This is a genomic window from Microbacterium foliorum, assembly GCF_006385575.1.
GTDB classification, from domain to species: domain Bacteria; phylum Actinomycetota; class Actinomycetes; order Actinomycetales; family Microbacteriaceae; genus Microbacterium; species Microbacterium foliorum_B.
The window spans coordinates 1,555,333-1,572,477 of sequence record NZ_CP041040.1 but is presented as its reverse complement, the minus strand read 5'-3'; the positions used below and the strand labels follow the sequence as shown (position 1 = coordinate 1,572,477).

17 protein-coding genes are annotated in these 17,145 nt (G+C 67.7%); 4 read left to right on the top strand and 13 right to left on the bottom strand.

What is annotated here, in order from left to right; translation table 11 throughout:
• Positions 1-20: 20 nt before the first annotated feature.
• Positions 21-566 carry a TetR/AcrR family transcriptional regulator gene (locus FIV50_RS07515; RefSeq protein WP_140036896.1) on the top strand — a complete coding sequence of 182 codons (546 nt, stop codon included), beginning with the start codon at positions 21-23 and terminating at the stop codon, positions 564-566.
• A 78-nt stretch (positions 567-644) separates the two neighbouring features.
• Here FIV50_RS07515 and serA read toward each other — a convergent pair whose 3' ends face one another.
• From serA to FIV50_RS07500, 3 genes are all read right to left on the bottom strand, one after another.
• Positions 645-2,249 (bottom strand): phosphoglycerate dehydrogenase, encoded by a 1,605-nt coding sequence (serA, locus tag FIV50_RS07510; RefSeq protein WP_140036895.1) that lies wholly within the window; start codon positions 2,247-2,249, stop codon positions 645-647.
• A gap of 114 nt (positions 2,250-2,363) precedes the next feature.
• Positions 2,364-2,717 carry a hypothetical protein gene (locus tag FIV50_RS07505; RefSeq protein ID WP_140036894.1) on the bottom strand — a complete coding sequence of 118 codons (354 nt, stop codon included), beginning with the start codon at positions 2,715-2,717 and terminating at the stop codon, positions 2,364-2,366.
• Complete coding sequence (locus FIV50_RS07500) at positions 2,714-3,238, bottom strand: hypothetical protein (protein WP_140036893.1); 525 nt, start codon at positions 3,236-3,238, stop codon at positions 2,714-2,716. The genes FIV50_RS07505 and FIV50_RS07500 overlap by 4 nt, the downstream gene beginning before the upstream one ends.
• A 77-nt stretch (positions 3,239-3,315) precedes the next feature.
• On the opposite strand from FIV50_RS07500, the gene FIV50_RS07495 reads away from it, so the two are divergent.
• Positions 3,316-4,251 (top strand): hypothetical protein, encoded by a 936-nt coding sequence (locus FIV50_RS07495; RefSeq protein WP_140036892.1) that lies wholly within the window; start codon positions 3,316-3,318, stop codon positions 4,249-4,251.
• A 69-nt stretch (positions 4,252-4,320) separates the two neighbouring features.
• Here FIV50_RS07495 and ilvC read toward each other — a convergent pair whose 3' ends face one another.
• Genes ilvC through FIV50_RS07460 form a run of 7 tightly spaced genes read right to left on the bottom strand, consistent with a single transcriptional unit; the run spans position 4,321 to position 13,051 of the window.
• Positions 4,321-5,349: a ketol-acid reductoisomerase gene (gene ilvC, locus FIV50_RS07490; protein ID WP_042541742.1), complete on the bottom strand. Its 1,029-nt coding sequence runs from the start codon at positions 5,347-5,349 to the stop codon at positions 4,321-4,323.
• Between the two features lie 45 nt (positions 5,350-5,394).
• Entirely contained in the window at positions 5,395-5,904 is a 510-nt protein-coding gene (gene ilvN / locus FIV50_RS07485; protein WP_042541743.1) for an acetolactate synthase small subunit, read from the bottom strand.
• A gap of 2 nt (positions 5,905-5,906) precedes the next feature.
• Entirely contained in the window at positions 5,907-7,709 is a 1,803-nt protein-coding gene (locus FIV50_RS07480; protein WP_140036891.1) for an acetolactate synthase large subunit, read from the bottom strand.
• Between the two features lie 59 nt (positions 7,710-7,768).
• Positions 7,769-9,487 (bottom strand): dihydroxy-acid dehydratase, encoded by a 1,719-nt coding sequence (gene ilvD / locus FIV50_RS07475; protein WP_056416979.1) that lies wholly within the window; start codon positions 9,485-9,487, stop codon positions 7,769-7,771.
• A gap of 9 nt (positions 9,488-9,496) precedes the next feature.
• Positions 9,497-10,294, bottom strand: a complete 798-nt coding sequence (gene otsB / locus FIV50_RS07470) for a trehalose-phosphatase (RefSeq protein ID WP_140036890.1) — start codon at positions 10,292-10,294, stop codon at positions 9,497-9,499.
• A 45-nt stretch (positions 10,295-10,339) separates the two neighbouring features.
• Positions 10,340-11,749 carry an alpha,alpha-trehalose-phosphate synthase (UDP-forming) gene (locus FIV50_RS07465; protein WP_140036889.1) on the bottom strand — a complete coding sequence of 470 codons (1,410 nt, stop codon included), beginning with the start codon at positions 11,747-11,749 and terminating at the stop codon, positions 10,340-10,342.
• Positions 11,750-11,785: 36 nt separating this feature from the next.
• On the bottom strand, positions 11,786-13,051 hold the full coding sequence (locus tag FIV50_RS07460; protein WP_140036888.1) for an MFS transporter: 1,266 nt from the start codon (positions 13,049-13,051) through the stop codon (positions 11,786-11,788).
• A 233-nt stretch (positions 13,052-13,284) separates the two neighbouring features.
• On the opposite strand from FIV50_RS07460, the gene FIV50_RS07455 reads away from it, so the two are divergent.
• Positions 13,285-13,563: a hypothetical protein gene (locus tag FIV50_RS07455; protein WP_140036887.1), complete on the top strand. Its 279-nt coding sequence runs from the start codon at positions 13,285-13,287 to the stop codon at positions 13,561-13,563.
• Between the two features lie 11 nt (positions 13,564-13,574).
• Here the strand turns inward: FIV50_RS07455 and FIV50_RS07450 are convergent, their stop codons facing one another.
• The 3 genes from FIV50_RS07450 to FIV50_RS07440 are packed head-to-tail and all read right to left on the bottom strand — an operon-like array spanning position 13,575 to position 16,226.
• Positions 13,575-14,777, bottom strand: coding sequence for an acetyl-CoA C-acetyltransferase (locus tag FIV50_RS07450; protein WP_140036886.1), 1,203 nt, complete (start codon positions 14,775-14,777; stop codon positions 13,575-13,577).
• Positions 14,778-14,800: 23 nt separating this feature from the next.
• Entirely contained in the window at positions 14,801-15,451 is a 651-nt protein-coding gene (locus FIV50_RS07445; RefSeq protein WP_181164358.1) for a CoA transferase subunit B, read from the bottom strand.
• Between the two features lies 1 nt (position 15,452).
• Positions 15,453-16,226: a CoA transferase subunit A gene (locus FIV50_RS07440; RefSeq protein ID WP_140036885.1), complete on the bottom strand. Its 774-nt coding sequence runs from the start codon at positions 16,224-16,226 to the stop codon at positions 15,453-15,455.
• Between the two features lie 103 nt (positions 16,227-16,329).
• Here FIV50_RS07440 and FIV50_RS07435 point away from each other — a divergent pair, with 103 nt between their 5' ends.
• Positions 16,330-17,115: an IclR family transcriptional regulator gene (locus FIV50_RS07435; RefSeq protein WP_140036884.1), complete on the top strand. Its 786-nt coding sequence runs from the start codon at positions 16,330-16,332 to the stop codon at positions 17,113-17,115.
• Positions 17,116-17,145 lie beyond the last annotated feature (30 nt).

Genomic DNA, 17,145 nt, shown 5'->3' with positions numbered 1-17,145 from the left:
AGACGAACAGAGGATCCCCGATGCCCCGACCTCCGCTGGCCCGAGAACGCGTCCTCGACGCCTTCGAGTCGATCGTCATCGAAGAGGGCGAACGTGCGGCCACTCTCGATGCGACCGCCAAAGCAGCAGGTGTGTCGAAGGGCGGACTGCTCTACCACTTCGGATCGAAGGACGACCTCGCAGCCGGCCTGCTCGAACGTCTCGACACGCTCACGACGACCGACCTCGAGCGGATGACCTCGGCTGCGGACGGCCCCATCGCCTACTACGTGCGCACCTCGGTGATGGAGGATGACGCACTGGACCGCGCCCTGATCGCCGCGACTCGACTCGCGCAGGGCGGCTCCGCCCCCGCCGCGGAGGCGCTGCGCCGCAACAGAGACCGGTGGGAGGACACGATCCGTCCCCATGTGCGGGATGCCGCGAGCCTCAACCTCATCATGCTGCTCAGCGACGGCCTGTACTTCAACAACTCACTCGATGTGCACGGTCCGGAACGACTCGTGCCCCGAAGCGACGAGCTCTCGGACCTGATCGCCCTCGTGCTGCGCGCCACCGCGCCCTAGAACGGGCGGTACGAAGAGAGCGGGTGGGGCAGCCGCTCGGCTGTCCCACCCGCTCTCGGATGCTCCGTTTTCCGCCGATCAGATCTCGGTGATCTCGATCTGACGGAAAAGGTCGGCGTCGATGGATCCGCGCACGTCGTCGAGCAGCTCGTCGGACACCGGCGAGTCCAGCGTCAGCACGCTCAGCGCCTGGTCGCCCGCGCCGAGCCGCGAGATCTGCATGCCGGCGATGTTGATTCCTGCCTCGCCGAACTTCTGACCGTAGACCGCGACGATGCCGGGGCGGTCGGTGTAGAGCATCACGACGTGGTGCTTCTCGATCGGCAGCTCGATCGCGTGGTCGTTGATGGCGACCAGCTTCTCTGTCTGCTTCGGACCGGTGAGGGTGCCGGACACCGAGAGCTGCGAGCCATCGGAGAGTGCACCGCTCAGAGTGATCACGTTGCGGTACTCGTCGCTCACGTCGTCCTTGAGAAGGCGGACCGCGATGCCGCGCTGGTCGGCGAGCAGCGGTGCGTTGACGTACGAGACGGTCTCGCTGACGATGTTCGTGAAGACGCCCTTGAGCGCCGCGAGCTTCAGCACGCTGACGTCATAGTCGTTCAGCTCACCGTGCACCTCGACGTCGAGGCTCGTGAGAGGCGACGTGGCGAGGGCGGCGAAGATCTGGCCGAGCTTCTCGACGAGCGAGATTCCGGGGCGCACGTACGGGTCGATGACTCCCCCGGCGACGTTGACCGCGTCGGGAACGAGGTCACCGCCGAGCGCGAGGCGCACCGAGCGCGCGACCGAGACACCGGCCTTCTCCTGCGCCTCCTCGGTGCTGGCACCCAGGTGCGGGGTCACGACGACGTTGGGGAGGTCGAGCAGCGGACGAGCGGTTCCGCCCTCGGCGGGCGGCTCGGAGGTGAAGACATCGAGTCCTGCGCCGGCGATCTCGCCGGCGACCAGTGCGGCGTGAAGAGCTTCCTCGTCGAGGAGGCCACCGCGGGCGACGTTCACGACGAAGGCGGTCGGCTTCATGGCCTTGAACTGCTCGGCACCGATCATGCCGGTCGTCTCGGGCGTCTTGGGCATGTGGATCGTCAGGAAGTCGGCCTCTGCGACGAGCTCATCGAGCGAGAGGAGCTGCACGCCGAGCTGCTGCGCACGAGCCGAGGTGACGTAGGGGTCGTACGCGACGACGCGCATGTCGAACGCGGCGAGGCGGGCGGCGACCAGAGCGCCGATGCGGCCGAGGCCCACGATGCCGACGGTCTTCTCGAAGAGTTCCGCACCCGTGAACGAGCTGCGCTTCCACTGGCCGGCGGCGAGCGAGGCGTGGGCCGCGGGAATGCGACGGGCGAGGCTGAGGATGTGTCCGACCGTGAGCTCGGCGGCCGAGATGATGTTCGACGTCGGAGCGTTGACGACCATGACGCCGGCCGCGGTGGCCGCCTTGATGTCGACGTTGTCGAGTCCGACGCCCGCGCGGGCGACGACCTTCAGCTTCGGCGCGTGCGTCAGAGCCTCTTCGTCGATGTGCGTCGCCGAGCGGATCAGCACCGCGTCGGCCTCCGCGAGCGAGGCGAAGAGCGCCTCACGATCGGTGCCGTCGACGTTGCGGACGTCGAAGTCGGGGCCGAGGGCCTCGATCGTGGCGGGAGAGAGAACTTCGGCGATGAGCACGACGGGCTTCGGCACAGGGATCCTTCGGGGCAGCGCGACAGGGGGCCGATGCGCCGCACACCATGGGGGCGCGATCACCTCAACTGTACCCGAGCGCTCCTACTGCTCCGTGCCGTGTGACGCCGTGGATCAGGCCACGGCCGTCACGAGATCCGACATGTTGAGGATGCTGTAGCCGATCAGACTCAGCCAGAACACCGCTACGACGCCAAGGCCGGCCAGCAGAACCAGCACCAGCTCGCCGGCACGACGTCGTCGACCTATCGCGTACGCGAAGACGAACACGATCGCGGGGAAGACCACGCCGAAGAGCAGCGTCACCCAGCCGATTCCGGTGAGCCCGTTCTGCGCCATCGAGATGAGGTGCGCGACGGCGTTCCAGATCGCGTAGGCATAGAAGAGCCCCGCGAGCCCGAGCACGACTGCGCTCAACCAGCGAGGAGAACCGGAGGGCGCGGGAGAGACCGCCTGCTGCTCGGTCATGATCCGATCACCCCCACCGTGACGAAGGGCCACGGCACGAGCAGCACCACTCCGAGCAGGAGCAGCCCGATACGGATCCAAGCAGCCTTGGCCCGAGTGAGCACCCACACCGTGAGGAACCACAGGGCGGGCGCCGCCACTGCGAACACGAACCACGGCACGTACATGGCATCGTCGACGATCAGATTGGCGAGCGGCTTGAGGCGCAGTCCGCCGACCACCCAGCCGATGCTGTACAGCAGGTACACGCCGCCGACGACCCCGAGCGTCAGGAGCATCGCTGTGCTCAGATGTGACGCCTCCTGCTCAGCGGGCATCGCTACCGTGCCGTCGGTGTCGACGCGCCCCACTGCTTCGCTGCCCCGGCCGACGGCATTCCATCCGTCCGGCAGAGCCGCATCATCCGGGGCCTCGCCACGGGGCGCGGACACCGCTCTGTCTGAGCCCTTCGGTGCGGGCGCCTTCGGCGGGACACCGTCGTCACCGTCCCAGCTCAGGGCGTCGTCGGAATCGGAAGTCATGCCCCCAGCGTAGGACACGACGTCCACTATGCTCGGGGGCATCTGGGCCGCAGGGGCCCGCGCCGGGAGGGATCACCGTGGCAGAGCAGAACAAGAACGTCGATCAGACCGCGGCGAGCGGCCCGGTCGACGAGCCGGCCGCGGGCTGGAAACCGACCGCGGCTGCGAAGTCGAAGGCGACCACCTTCCGCTGGATCGCGGCCGTGCTGTGGGCCCTCGCGATCATCGGCGAGGCGATCTCGATCTTCTGGCTCTTGCGTCAGCGCGAGTACGTCGGCGAGGACGGCGCTCTGGTCCGCGATCCGGACACCGGCCTGCTCGAAGACCGGGGCGTCACGGTGGTGTTCCCGCAGTGGGCGTTCGTCACGCTTCTCGTGCTGCTCGTCGTGATCGCCGCCCTCGCCATCACCGGCTCGATCCTGTGGAAGAAGGCGAACCGTCTCGACCCTGCGCGCAGGTCCGAGACGGTGCGTTTCTTCGTGCAGAACCAGCTCGGCGCGATCATCGCGATCGTCGCGTTCCTTCCCCTGGTGATCCTCATCTTCCTCAACAAGGACATGAGCAAGGGCCAGAAGACCACCGCCGGGATCGTCGGCGTGGTCCTCGCGCTGCTCGCCACGGTGATCGGGGTGGACTTCAACCCGCCGTCCGTCGAGAAGTACACCGCCGACCAGTCAGCGGTGATCCAACTGCTCGGCAAGGACGAAGTAGTCTGGGTCGACGGCGGTGCGGTCTATCACGTGTGCGAAGAGGTCTCCGACATCCAGACGGGCAGTGAGAAGCGCACCGGCACCACGGCAGAAGCCGTCGAAGCGGGCAAGAGCCGACTCACCCTCAAGTTCGCCTCCGAGCTCCGCGCCTGCGGGCTCGCCGTGCCGCTCAACGCGGACGACATCGAGGCGGCACTGCGTGAGATCCAGGGCGGCCAGGTCGACACCGTGCTGCCCGCACCGGTGTGGGCGAACGGTGACGACGCTCCCGCTGTGGTGGAGGATGCTCCCGCCGCGGAGTGATCTCCCTCGGCACGACGAAGGGCCCGGTGCGGATCGCACCGGGCCCTTCGTTCGTACGTCAGATCAGCGTCAGCGCGCGGCGCTGCCGTCGACGTAGTCTTCGTCCTGCTGCTTCCATGCGAAGAGCGAGCGCAGCTCCTTGCCGGTGGCCTCGATGGGGTGCGTCTCCTCCTTGGCCCGCAGCGCGAGGAACTCCTCGCCGCCGTTGTCCTGGTCGTCGATGAAGCGCTTCGCGAACGCGCCGCTCTGGATGTCGGCGAGGATCGCCTTCATCGACTCCTTGACCTCGGGGGTCACGACGCGGGGGCCCGACACGTAGTCGCCGTACTCGGCAGTGTCGGAGACCGACCAGCGCTGCTTGGCGATGCCGCCCTCCCACATGAGGTCGACGATGAGCTTCAGCTCGTGCAGCACCTCGAAGTAGGCGATCTGCGGCTGGTAGCCCGCCTCGGTGAGCGTCTCGAAGCCTGCCTGCACGAGGTGGCTGACGCCACCGCACAGCACGGCCTGCTCGCCGAACAGGTCGGTCTCGGTCTCCTCGGTGAAGGTCGTCTTGATGACGCCGGCACGCGTGCCTCCGATGGCCTTCGCGTACGACAGCGCGGTCGCCCAGGCGTTACCCGATGCATCGCGCTCGACGGCGATGATGTCGGGAATGCCGCGGCCGGCGACGAACTCGCGACGGACGGTGTGACCCGGCGCCTTCGGGGCGACGAGGATCACGTCGACGCCCTCAGGAGCGTCGATGTAGCCGAAGCGGATGTTGAAGCCGTGCGCGAAGGCGAGCGTCTTGCCCTCGGTGAGGTTCGGGGCGATCGACTCGCTGTAGATCGTGCGCTGGTGCTGGTCCGGCGCAAGGATCATGATGAGGTCGGCCCACTGAGTCGCCTCGGCGACGGTCTTGACCGCGAATCCGGCCTCCTCCGCCTTCGGCGCCGACTTCGAGCCCTCCTTGAGCGCGATCGCGACCTCGACACCCGAGTCGCGAAGGTTCTGCGCGTGCGCGTGACCCTGCGAGCCGTAGCCGACGATGGCGACCTTCTTGCCCTGGATGATCGACAGATCAGCGTCTGCGTCGTAGAAGATCTCGGTGCTCACTGGTTTTCTCCTTGATTGGTGTTCGTGTACGTGTGTGAAGTCTGATCAGCCGCGCAGGACGCGCTCGGTGATGCTCTTGCCGCCACGGCCGATGGCGAGGAGACCCGACTGCGCGATCTCCTTGATGCCGAACGGCTCGAGAGCGCGGAGCATGGCGTCGACCTTGCCCCGATCGCCGGTGACCTCGATCACCAGCGCGTCGGACGCGTAGTCCACGACCGAGGCGCGGAACAGGTTGGCGACCTCGATGACATTCGACCTGTTCGCGTTGTCGGTGCGCACCTTGACGAGCATGTGCTCGCGCTGCACCGAGGTCGGGAAGTCGAGTTCCACGATCTTGATGACGTTGATCAGCTTGTTGAGCTGCTTGGTCACCTGTTCGAGAGGCAGGTCCTCGAGGTCGACGACGACGGTGATGCGCGAGATGCCGGGCACCTCGGTCACGCCCACAGCGAGCGAGTCGATGTTGAAGCCGCGGCGCGCGAACAGACCTGCGACACGGGTCAGCAGACCGGGGGTGTTCTCCACAAGGAGGCTCAGCACGTGAGTCGACATGGTCAGTCCTCCTCGTCGAATGCGGGCGCGTGCTCGCGGGCGTACTGGACGTAGCTGTTGCTCACGCCCTGGGGAACCATCGGCCAGACCATGGAGTCGGCGCTGACGACGAAGTCGATGACGACGGGGCGGTCGTTGGTCTCGAGAGCGAGCTTGATCGCCGCATCCACCTCCTCTTCCTTCTCGACGCGGATCGCGAGGCAGCCGTAGGCCTCGGCGAGCTTCACGAAGTCGGGGATGCGCACAGTACCGTGTCCCGTGTTCAGATCGGTGTTCGAGTGACGGCCGTCGTAGAACAGCGTCTGCCACTGGCGCACCATGCCCAGCGAGGAGTTGTTGATGATCGCGACCTTGATCGGGATGTTGTTGATCGTGCAGGTCGCGAGCTCCTGATTCGTCATCTGGAAGCATCCGTCGCCGTCGATCGCCCACACGACGCGGTCGGGCTCGGCGACCTTGGCGCCCATGGCGGCGGGGACGGAGTAGCCCATCGTTCCCGCTCCCCCGGAGTTCAGCCACGCGTTGGGCCGCTCGTACTTGATGAACTGCGCAGCCCACATCTGGTGCTGTCCCACGCCTGCGGCGTAGATGCCCTCAGGGCCGGTCAGCTCGCCGATCCGCTGGATCACGTACTGCGGCGCGAGCAGACCGTCGGTCGTCGGCGCGTATCCGAGAGGGAACTCGGTACGCAGGCCGTCGAGGTACGACCACCACTCCTCGGTGTCGGGAGTCGTCGTGCTGACGGCCGTGCGGAACGCGGACTCGAGATCGACCAGCACGTCGCGGACGTCACCCACGATCGGCACGTCAGCCGTGCGGATCTTCGAGATCTCCGCGGGGTCGATGTCGACGTGCACGACCTTGGCGTTCGGCGCGAACAACGCGGCCTTGCCGGTCACGCGGTCGTCGAACCTCGCGCCGAGCGACACGATGAGGTCGGCCTCTTGCAGCGCCAGCACCGCCGGGACGGTGCCGTGCATGCCGGGCATGCCCAGGTGCTGCTGGTGCGAGTCGGGGAACGCGCCGCGCGCCATCAGCGTCGTCACGACCGGTGCGTTGGTCGTCTCGGCCAGGGCGAGCAGCTCGGCCGACGCGCGGCCGCGGATCACTCCGCCGCCCACGTAGAGCACCGGCTTCTTGGCCTCGGCCAGGAGCGCAGCGGCCGCCTGGATCTGCTTGCCGTGGGCCTTCGTCACGGGGCGGTATCCCGGCAGGTCGTACTTGGGCGGCCAGACGAACGGCGCCATGGCCTGCTGTGCGTCCTTGGTGATGTCGACGAGCACCGGACCGGGGCGGCCCGTCGATGCGATCTCGTACGCCGCCGCGATGGCGCCGGGGATCTCGGATGCGTCCTTCACGAGGAAGGAGTGCTTCGTCACCGGCATCGTGATGCCGACGATGTCGGCCTCCTGGAATGCGTCGGTGCCCATCAGCGTCGAGAACACCTGCCCGGTGATCGCGAGCAGCGGCACCGAGTCCATGTAGGCGTCGGCGATCGCGGTCACGAGGTTGGTCGCACCGGGGCCGGAGGTCGCGATGCAGACGCCGACCTTGCCCGACGACGATGCATAGCCCTCGGCGGCGTGGCCCGCTCCCTGCTCGTGGCGCACCAGGATGTGCCGAAGCTCGGCCGCATCCATGAGCGGGTCGTAGACGGGGAGGATCGCGCCGCCGGGAAGGCCGAAGACGTCCTTGACGCCGAGGAGCTCGAGCGTGCGGACGACGGCCTCTGCTCCGGAGATCTCCGGTGCGGCGGATTTGGGCGCGGGCGGCCTCGGCACAGCCGAGACGGTGTCAGCAGTCATGACACTCCTTCTGATGGTCTGTAGGCGACGTCGGAGGCGGGAAGCCGGGCCGACGCGGATCAGCCGGTCGTCGCGCCCTCGGCGGCGGACCGCACGAGACGCGAGTACTTGGCAAGAACGCCACGGGTATAGCGCGGGGGTAGCGGCTCCCAGCCAGAGCGGCGGGAGGCGAGCTCCGCCTCGTCGACGAGTAGGTCGAGAGAGCGAGCTGCGATATCGACCCGTATCAGATCACCATCGCGCACGAAGGCGATAGGACCTGCGTCCACCGCTTCGGGTGCTATGTGGCCGATGCACAGGCCGGTTGTGCCGCCTGAGAATCGTCCGTCAGTCAAGAGTAGTACATCTTTTCCGAGCCCCGCGCCCTTGATGGCCGCAGTGATCGCGAGCATCTCGCGCATACCCGGTCCGCCCTTGGGACCCTCGTAACGGATCACGATGACCGTGCCGGCCTCGATCTCGCCGTTCGCCACGGCATCCATCGCCGCACGCTCGCGCTCGAACACCCGAGCGGGCCCTTCGAAGACGGCCGCGTCGAAGCCTGCGGTCTTCACGACCGCGCCCTCGGGGGCGAGCGACCCGTGCAGGATCGTCAGGCCGCCGGTCGCGTGGATCGGGTTGTCGAACGTATGGATGACCTCGCCGTCGATCGGCTGGGGGTCGAGGTCAGCCAGGTTCTCGGCGAGCGTCTTGCCCGTCACGGTGAGCGCGTCGCCGTGCAGCAGGCCCTCGTCGAGCATCGCCTTCATGATCACCGGGATGCCGCCGTGACGGTCGACGTCGTTCATGACGTACTTGCCGAACGGCTTCATGTCGGCCACGTGCGGCACCTTGTCGCCGATGCGGTTGAAGTCGTGCAGGCTCAGATCGATCTCGGCCTCGCGTGCGATGGCGAGCAGGTGCAGCACGACGTTCGTCGAGCCGCCGAGGGCCATCGCGAGGGCGATCGCGTTCTCGAACGCCTCCTTGGTGAGGATGTCGCGGGTCGTGATGCCCTGACGGAGCAGGTTCACGACGGCCTCGCCCGAGCGGTGCGCGAAGTAGTCGCGGCGACGGTCGGCAGCGGGCGGGGCGGCCGAGCCGGGGAGGCTCAGGCCGAGCGCCTCGGCGACCGAGGCCATGGTGTTCGCCGTGTACATGCCTCCACAGGCGCCTTCACCGGGGGCGATCGCGCATTCGATGCGCTTGAGGTCCTCTTCGCTCATGAGGCCCGCACGGCACGCGCCGACGGCCTCGAACGAGTCGATGATGGTGACGTCCTTCTCGGTGCCGTCCGACAGCTTGACCCACCCGGGTGCGATCGAGCCGGCGTAGAGGAAGACACTAGAGAGGTCGAGTCGGGCGCTGGCCATGAGCATGCCGGGGATCGACTTGTCGCAGCCGGCGAGCAGCACCGACCCGTCGAGACGCTCGGCCATCATCACGGTCTCGACCGAGTCCGCGATGACCTCGCGAGACACCAGCGAGAAGTGCATGCCCTCGTGGCCCATCGAGATTCCGTCGGACACCGAGATCGTGCCGAACTGCAGCGGGTAGCCGCCGCCCGAGTGCACGCCCTCTTTCGCGCCCTGCGCGAGACGATCGAGGCTCAGGTTGCAGGGCGTGATCTCGTTCCAGCTGGACGCGATGCCGATCTGGGGCTTGTCCCAGTCGGCGTCGCCCATGCCGACGGCACGGAGCATACCTCGGGAGGTCGTCGCCTCGATGCCGTCGGTGACGACGCGGCTGCGGGGCTTGATGTCGATGGGCGCGCTGCTGGAGGGATCATGCGAGGACATGACGGAAGTCTATTCCCGCCGGGAGGTGCGCTCGTCCGCGAGCGCCTCCAGAAGCAGGGCGATCTCTTGTGGGTTCTCCACACGGAGCTCGGCGGCGCTCTCCCCCGGGCCCACGCGCACGCCCAGATCATCGCCGGCGAGCACCCTCATCGCGTCCTCGTCCGTGACGTCGTCGCCGGCGAAGAGGATCGCCGTCGCATCGAAATGCTCGCGAAGGGCGGCCATCGCGGCGTCCTTCCCCTCGTTCCGGGATGAGAACTCCAGCACGCGATGACCGGCGCGCCGCCGCCAGTGCGGGAAGCGCTCGGCCGCCAGGGCATCGATCTCGGAGAAGACCGCCTTCTCGACCTCGGGCGTGGCGGTGCGCGTGTGCACCCCCATGCCGAAGGTCTTCGGTTCGAGCTCGGCACCCTCGTAGCGATCGATGATCGGTCGCGCGGCCTCCCACAGCTCCTCGCGGGAGCCCTCGGCGGACTCGGCGCCGCCGGATGCGGCATCGCCGACACCCGGGTACCAGTACTGGGCACCGTGCGAACCGGCCAGAGCGATCAGCGAATCGTCCGTGTGCTCGGTGATGACCCTCAGGTCGTGCATGCTGCGGCCCGAGACGTAGGCGACCACCGTGTCAGGGAGGGCAGCGAGCCGAGCGACCTGCGTCGCGACCTCAGGCAGCGCCCGGGCTGCCATCGGGTCGGGGACGAGCGGAGACGCCGTGCCGTCGAAGTCCAGTGCGACGACCAGTCTGGGCGTGGCGGCGATGGCGCTCAGCGCCGGGTCTGCTTCTCCGGGGGTCCAGTTACGGGTCACAGAGTCTCCAATCGAGGCGGTGTCCTCCCAGTATGACCCGGCGGATCAGCGTCGGCGGACGTCTGCGAGCGCGCGGAGGAACGACGACGACCAGGCGTTCACGTCGTTCTCGAGCACTCGGCGCCGCAGCGACCGCATCCTCTTGCCCTGCTCGGCCGGCGTCATGGCGACCGCCGTCATGATCGCGTCCTTCAACCCGGCGATGTCGTGCGGGTTGACCCGCACCGCCTGTCGCAGCTCATCGGCCGCACCCGTGAACTCGCTCAGCACGAGCACGCCGCGGTTGTCAGCTCGAGTCGCCACGTACTCCTTCGCCACGAGGTTCATGCCGTCGCGCAGGGCCGTCACGAGCATGACGTCGGCAGCGAGGTACAGCGCGACCATCTCTTCTCGCGGATACCCCTGGTGCAGATAGCGGATCGCAGTGTGGCCCATGGTGTCGTGATCGCCGTTGATGCGCCCGACGGCCAGCTCGATCTCGTCTCGCAGGTGCACGTAGGCATCGACGCGCTCACGGCTCGGACTCGCGACCTGCACGAACGTGACGTCGTCGACGCTCAGCCGACCGTCTTCGAGGAGCTCGCCGTACGCCTTGATGCGGTGGCGGATGCCCTTCGTGTAGTCGAGCCGGTCGACGCCCAGCAGGATCTTCTTCGGGTTGCCGAGACTCTCCCTGATCTCAGCGGCACGCGCCCGCACCTCTGGGCGGGCCGCGAGCTCGAGATACGGAGCCGTGTCGATGGAGATCGGGAACGCCCGGGCGACCGCAGTGCGGGTGCTTCCGTCGTCCGTCGGGATCGCCACTGCCGAGCCCTTGACCTCGTAGCGCAGGCGACGGCGGACCGCGGTCAGGAAGTACGTGGCGTCCTGCGCACGCTGGAATCCGATGACATCGGCACCGAGGAGCCCCTTGAGGACCTGATCCCGCCAGGGCAGCTGGGCGTAGAGGCCGTGCGCCGGGAACGGGATGTGGTGGAAATAGCCGATCGTGACGTCCGGTCTCAGCTCCCGGATCATCTGCGGCACCAACTGCAGCTGATAGTCGTGCACCCAGACCGTGCCGTCGGGGGCGACGACGTCGGCAGCAGCCTCTGCGAACCGGCGGTTGACCTTGACGTATGCCTCCCACCACTCGCGGTGGTACTGCGGCGGCGCGATGACGTCGTGGTACAGCGGCCAGATCGTGTCGTTGGCGAAGCCCTCGTAGTAGTCGGCGACCTCTTCGGCGCTGAGCGGCACGGGGATCAGGTCGATGCCGTTGATCTCGAATCGGTCCAACTCGAGGTCGGGCTGTCCCGGCCATCCGACCCAGGCCCCGCGGGCGCTGCGCATCATCGGCTCGAGAGCTGCGACCAGACCGCCGGGAGACGTCCGCCACTCCTCGTCTCCGTCAGGACCCACGACCCGGTCGACGGGAAGTCGGTTGGCGACGACGACGAAATCTGCGACTGACATGGGTGAGTGCTCCTGACGATGCAGTGGGGGTGTTCCTCAGGCTACGCGAGGTCGAGCGACGCTCAGCCTCCAGTTGACAAGCCCTGCAGTGAACGCTATCGCCGCGGCGATGATCGGCAGGACGAGGGCGCTGCCCGTTCCCACGTTCTCGGCGAGCTCTCCTGCCACCGCCGCGCCGAGGGACTGACCGACGACTATCCCCGAACCGAGCATCGTCATCACCGTGGCCGAGCGTCCGAGCGGGCTGCGCGCGGCACCGAAGCTGTACTGGGTCACCAACGTGGGTCCGATTCCGATGCCCATGATGGCCAGGGCGACCATCATCATCGCGGGCGAGTCGACGAGGAGCAACAGCAGGCTGCCTCCGAGAAGGATGCCGGAGAACACCAGCCAACGCGCGCGCAGCGAGAACCGCACCGGAAGCCAGGCGACGCCGAGGGCGAGGATCGCCGAACCGACGCCCATGACGCCGTAGAGGAGTCCGGCCTGCTCGGGGGCGCCTCGATCGGCCATGAAGGAGGTGAGCGCTGTGAGCATCGTGCCGAAGAACATCCCCACTCCGAGGATGCCGACGACGACGATCAGCAGACGCGGGCTGAAGAGCTCCGACACCGCCGACGGGGCTCTGCCGTTTTCATCTCGGTGCACGGACACGATGCGCGCGCTCGGATGCAGGGCGAATGCGCCGACGAACACGACTGTGAGCACAGCCGCACCGATCAGCGGGGCCCAGGGGGCGATGACCGACGCGAGGATGCCGACGATGAAGGGTCCGAACACGAACACGGTCTCATCGGCAGCGGACTCATACGCCATGGTGCCCGAGACGGTGCGGGTGCGGAGTGCCTCCGGCATCCGGTCCGCGATCATCGTGACGAGCCTGGAGCGAGACATGGGGGCGACCTGCGGCGCCGTCGCGCCGATGCCGAAGGCGGCGATCAGCACGAGGGCGTCGGCTCCACCCGCGTAGACGACGACCGTGAAGAGCACCAGCATCGCCCCGTTGGCGATCGCCAGGATCAGCAGCACCATGCGCTGCCCGAAGCGATCTGCGGCGGCGCCCAGCAGGGGCCCGAAGCACGCCGTGCCCAGGCCGACCGCTGCGGAGGTGAGTCCGCCGAGCGAGAGCGAGCCGCGCGCCGACACGACGACGGTCAGGACCCCGACGACCATCATCGCGAACGGCAGTCGGGCGATGAACGCGATGATGAAGTACGGCAGGCCCGCGATGCGGAGCAGCCCTGGTGAGTCCGGCGTCGACGTCGGGGCGTGGTTCTGAGGGGTTGGTGTTGCGTGTGTCATGGGCTCTCGCGCGTCCGCAGACGCGGGGTCGGGTGCCGCCGCTGTCCGCCGGAAAGCCGGCGGCCGGTAGATACACGGATTGCGGCCGCGGGCGAGCCGCGACTCGCCCAGTGTACCGCGCCCGTCAGAACCGCGCCTGGATGCCGGCCGCTCGTCGCACCTTCCCGTGACAGAATCCGCACCCGATTGTCAAGGCTGAGCGCCGCGTGGCCGTCGGAAGGTAGCGTGAGGGCATGAACTACCTCTCGGGAACCGGACTCCTTGGCGCGATCATGACGGGAACCACCCTGCTCCGCGGCTCCCGCGACACGCGGCTCACGTGGCGATCCGCGCTCGCGTGGGTGAGCTGGGGCATCAGCCTGGCCCTCGCGATCGGCGCGGTGATCGACACTCGGCGCGCGAAGCAGGGACGCCCCGTCTCGCCGGACTCCCCCGTCTACGCGAAGCAGCAGAGAGAACACGAGAAGGAAGCCAAGAAGGAGTCGAAGGGCATCAAGCCCCTCAAGCGCTGACTTCTGACTTCTCAGCGTGTGAGGATCAACGCCTCACCCTGACCGCCGCCGCCGCAGAGCCCGACGGCAGCGGTACCCGAACCGCGGCGCGAGAGTTCGTGGGCGACGTGCACGACGAGTCGTGTGCCGGATGCTCCGATCGGATGGCCTATCGCGATACCACCGCCGTGGATGTTGACGATGTCGCTGCTGAGACCGAGTTCGACCTGCGATCGAGCGACCACGGCCCCGAACGCCTCGTTGATCTCGACGAGGTCGAGATCCGCCGGTGCGATCCCCTGCTTCTGACAGGCCTGCTCGATGGCGCGGGCAGGCTGGGCCTGCAGGGAATTGTCCGGGCCCGCTGTCTGGCCGCTCGCTCCGATCGTGACGAGCACCGGCCATCCCTTGGCCTCCGCCATGCCACGGGTGGTCACGATCACCGCTGAAGCCCCGTCGGAGATCTGAGACGAGTTGCCCGCCGTGATCGAGCCGCCTTCCGCGAACGCGGCCCGAAGACCCGCGAGCGATTCGACGGTGGTGTCAGGTCTGATTCCCTCGTCCGCGGTGACGAGCACCGGCTCCCCCCGCCGCTGCGGAACCGCCACCGGCACGATCTCGTCATCGAACACGGCGGCCGCCTGAGCCGCCGAGGCGCGCTGGTGCGACAGGGCTGCCACCTGGTCCTGCGCTTGCCTGGTCAATTCGTAGCGGGCGTTGTGCCGCTCTGTCGACGCGCCCATGCTCTCTCTGTCGTAGGCGTCCGTGAGACCGTCGTACGCCATATGGTCGAGCACCTCGACGCTGCCGTACGTCCATCCGTCGCGCGAACCCATGAGCAGGTGCGGTGCCCTGGTCATGGACTCCATCCCGGCAGCGACGACGATCTCCGCGTCCCCGGTCCGGATCATCCGAGACGCGTCGATGATCGCGGTGAGACCCGACAGGCAGACCTTGTTCACGGAGTGTGCGGGAACGTCCCAGCCGATGCCCGCGCCGATCGCCGCCTGTCGAGCGGCGTTCTGGCCGGACCCGGCCGCCAGGACCTGGCCGACGATCACGGCATCCACCTCAGACGGATCGACGGATCCCTGTTCGAGCGCGCCCCTGATCGCGAACGCACCGAGCTGCGAAGCGGTGAAGCTCGCCAGCTGGCCTTTGAGCCGTCCCTGCGGCGTGCGCGCGGCGGCGATGATGACGACATCCTGGTCGTTCGGGTGGTCCTGGGCGATCATCTCAGCCCCTCCGTTCTCTGGGTTCATCGGTCGAGCAGCTGCGCCGAAACGGTGAGCGGCGGTTCGGTCGACGCCTCGACCTGTTCCACGGTGACGCCCGGTGCGAGCTCGACGAGGACGAGGCCATCGGGTGTGACGTCGATGACCGCCAGATCGGTGATGATCCTGTCGACCACGCCGCGCCCGGTGAGGGGAAGCGAGCAGCCGTTCACGATTTTCGCCGATCCGTCTTTCGCGACGTGCTCCATCAGGACGATGACACGCGCAGCCCCGTGCACGAGATCCATCGCGCCACCGGGGCCCTTCACCATCTTTCCGGGGATCATCCAGTTCGCGAGGTCTCCGGTCGCGGACACCTGCATGGCGCCGAGGATCGCGGCGTCGATCTTTCCGCCTCGGATCATGCCGAAACTCGTCGCCGAGTCGAAGTACGCAGCACCGGCGAGAACCGTGACCGTCTCCTTGCCCGCGTTGATCAGATCAGGGTCGACCGCGTCCTCGTGCGGATACGGCCCGACCCCCAGGATGCCGTTCTCGGACTGCAGCACGACGGTGACGTCGTCCGGCACGTGGTTCGGCACGAGCGTCGGCAGCCCGATTCCGAGATTGACGTAAGACCCGTCCCGCAGCTCTGCGGCGGCGCGTGCTGCCATCTCATCGCGTGTCAGCGCCATGTCAGATTCCTTCCGCGGAGACGGTGCGGCGCTCGATGCGCTTCGGGATCTCGGTGCCGACCTCGACCACGCGGTGCACGAACACACCCGGCAGATGGACGCGGTCCGGGTCGAGTTCGCCCGGTTCGACGAGCTGTTCGACCTGCGCGATGCACACCCGTCCGGCCATCGCCGCGAGCGGATTGAAGTTGCGTGCAGCCTTGTTGAAGATCAGGTTCCCGTGCCTGTCGCCCGCCAGCGCGTGCACCAGGGCGAAGTCGGTGGTGATCGCCTCCTCGAGCACATATTCGCGTGGCCCTGCCGACGTCTCGAATGTGCGCACGTCCTTGGGGTCGGAACCCACCGCGACGCTGCCATCGGGGTTGTAGCGCCGCGGAAGTCCGCCCTCCGCGACCTGCGTGCCGACACCCGTCTGCGTGAAGAACGCAGCGATACCCGACCCTCCCGCGCGGAGCTTCTCGGCCAGCGTTCCCTGCGGCGTCAGCTCCAGTTCGAGCTCGCCCGAGAGGAACTGCCGCTCGAACTCCTTGTTCTCGCCGACATACGAGGACGTCATCTTGCGGATCCGTCTCGCTGCGAGCAGGATGCCGAGCCCCCAGTCGTCGACTCCGCAGTTGTTGCTCACGATGCTGAGTCCGGCCGTGCCCTGCGCGAGCAGCGCCTCGATCAGCGCGATCGGGTTGCCGGACAGTCCGAACCCGCCGACGGCGAGGGAGGCACCGTCTGGGATGTCTGCAACCGCCTCCGCGGGATTCGCCCATTGCTTGTCGATCACGCATGCTCCTTCGAATGACGTACCTGTTCAGCATCCGCTCCTGCGGCCTCGGAAGGAAGGCGGCTCTTGCGATGTGGACGTAACTGGGCTTAGCGTCCACATTATGGAATCCACTGCTGTCGTTCCGGGAGCACAGGCGATCGCTCGCGCCGCGAAACTGCTCCGATTGGTCACCTCCAGCGGGCATGACGGCGCGTCACTGCAGGATCTCGCCCGCTCCGCGGAACTCTCTCGTTCCACCGCACATCGGCTCCTGTCCGCGCTGCGTGCGGAAGGGCTGGTCGACCGAGACGAGTTCAGTGCTCGCTGGATGCCGGGACCGGAGCTCTTCCTCATGGGATCGGTCGCCGCCGCTCGCTACGACGTGACCGCGCTCGCGCGGGACATCGTGCGCTCGCTGGCGGTGAAGACGGAGGAGAGCGCCTTCCTCTCCGTGCGCAGGGCCGACGAGACGGTGTGCCTGCTCCGCGAGGAAGGGTCGTTCCCGATCCGGTCGTTCGTGCTGAGCGAGGGTGTCCGGTTCCCGCTCGGCGTGGCAAGTGCCGGCCTCGCCATCCTGGCCTTCCTGCCTGACCACGATGTGGACGCCTACCTCGAACGGCATCCTGACCTGGAGACCGCGTGGGGCCGATCGCACGGCGCCCGCCCCTTGCGCACACGCCTCGCGGAGACCAAGGAGCGGGGCTACGCGGTGAACCCGGGGCTCATCGTCGAGGGCAGCTGGGGGCTCGGCGCAGCGGTCTTCGATCGGGCCGGACGGCCGGAGTGGGCACTGAGCCTGACGGGCGTCGGGTTCCGCTTCGGACCCGATCGGATCGGCGACCTCGGCAGGACGCTCCTGGCCCACGCACATCAGCTCTCTGCGCGGATCGCCGGCGCACGGCGTTGACTCGACGTCGTTACATACCATCCGGTATAT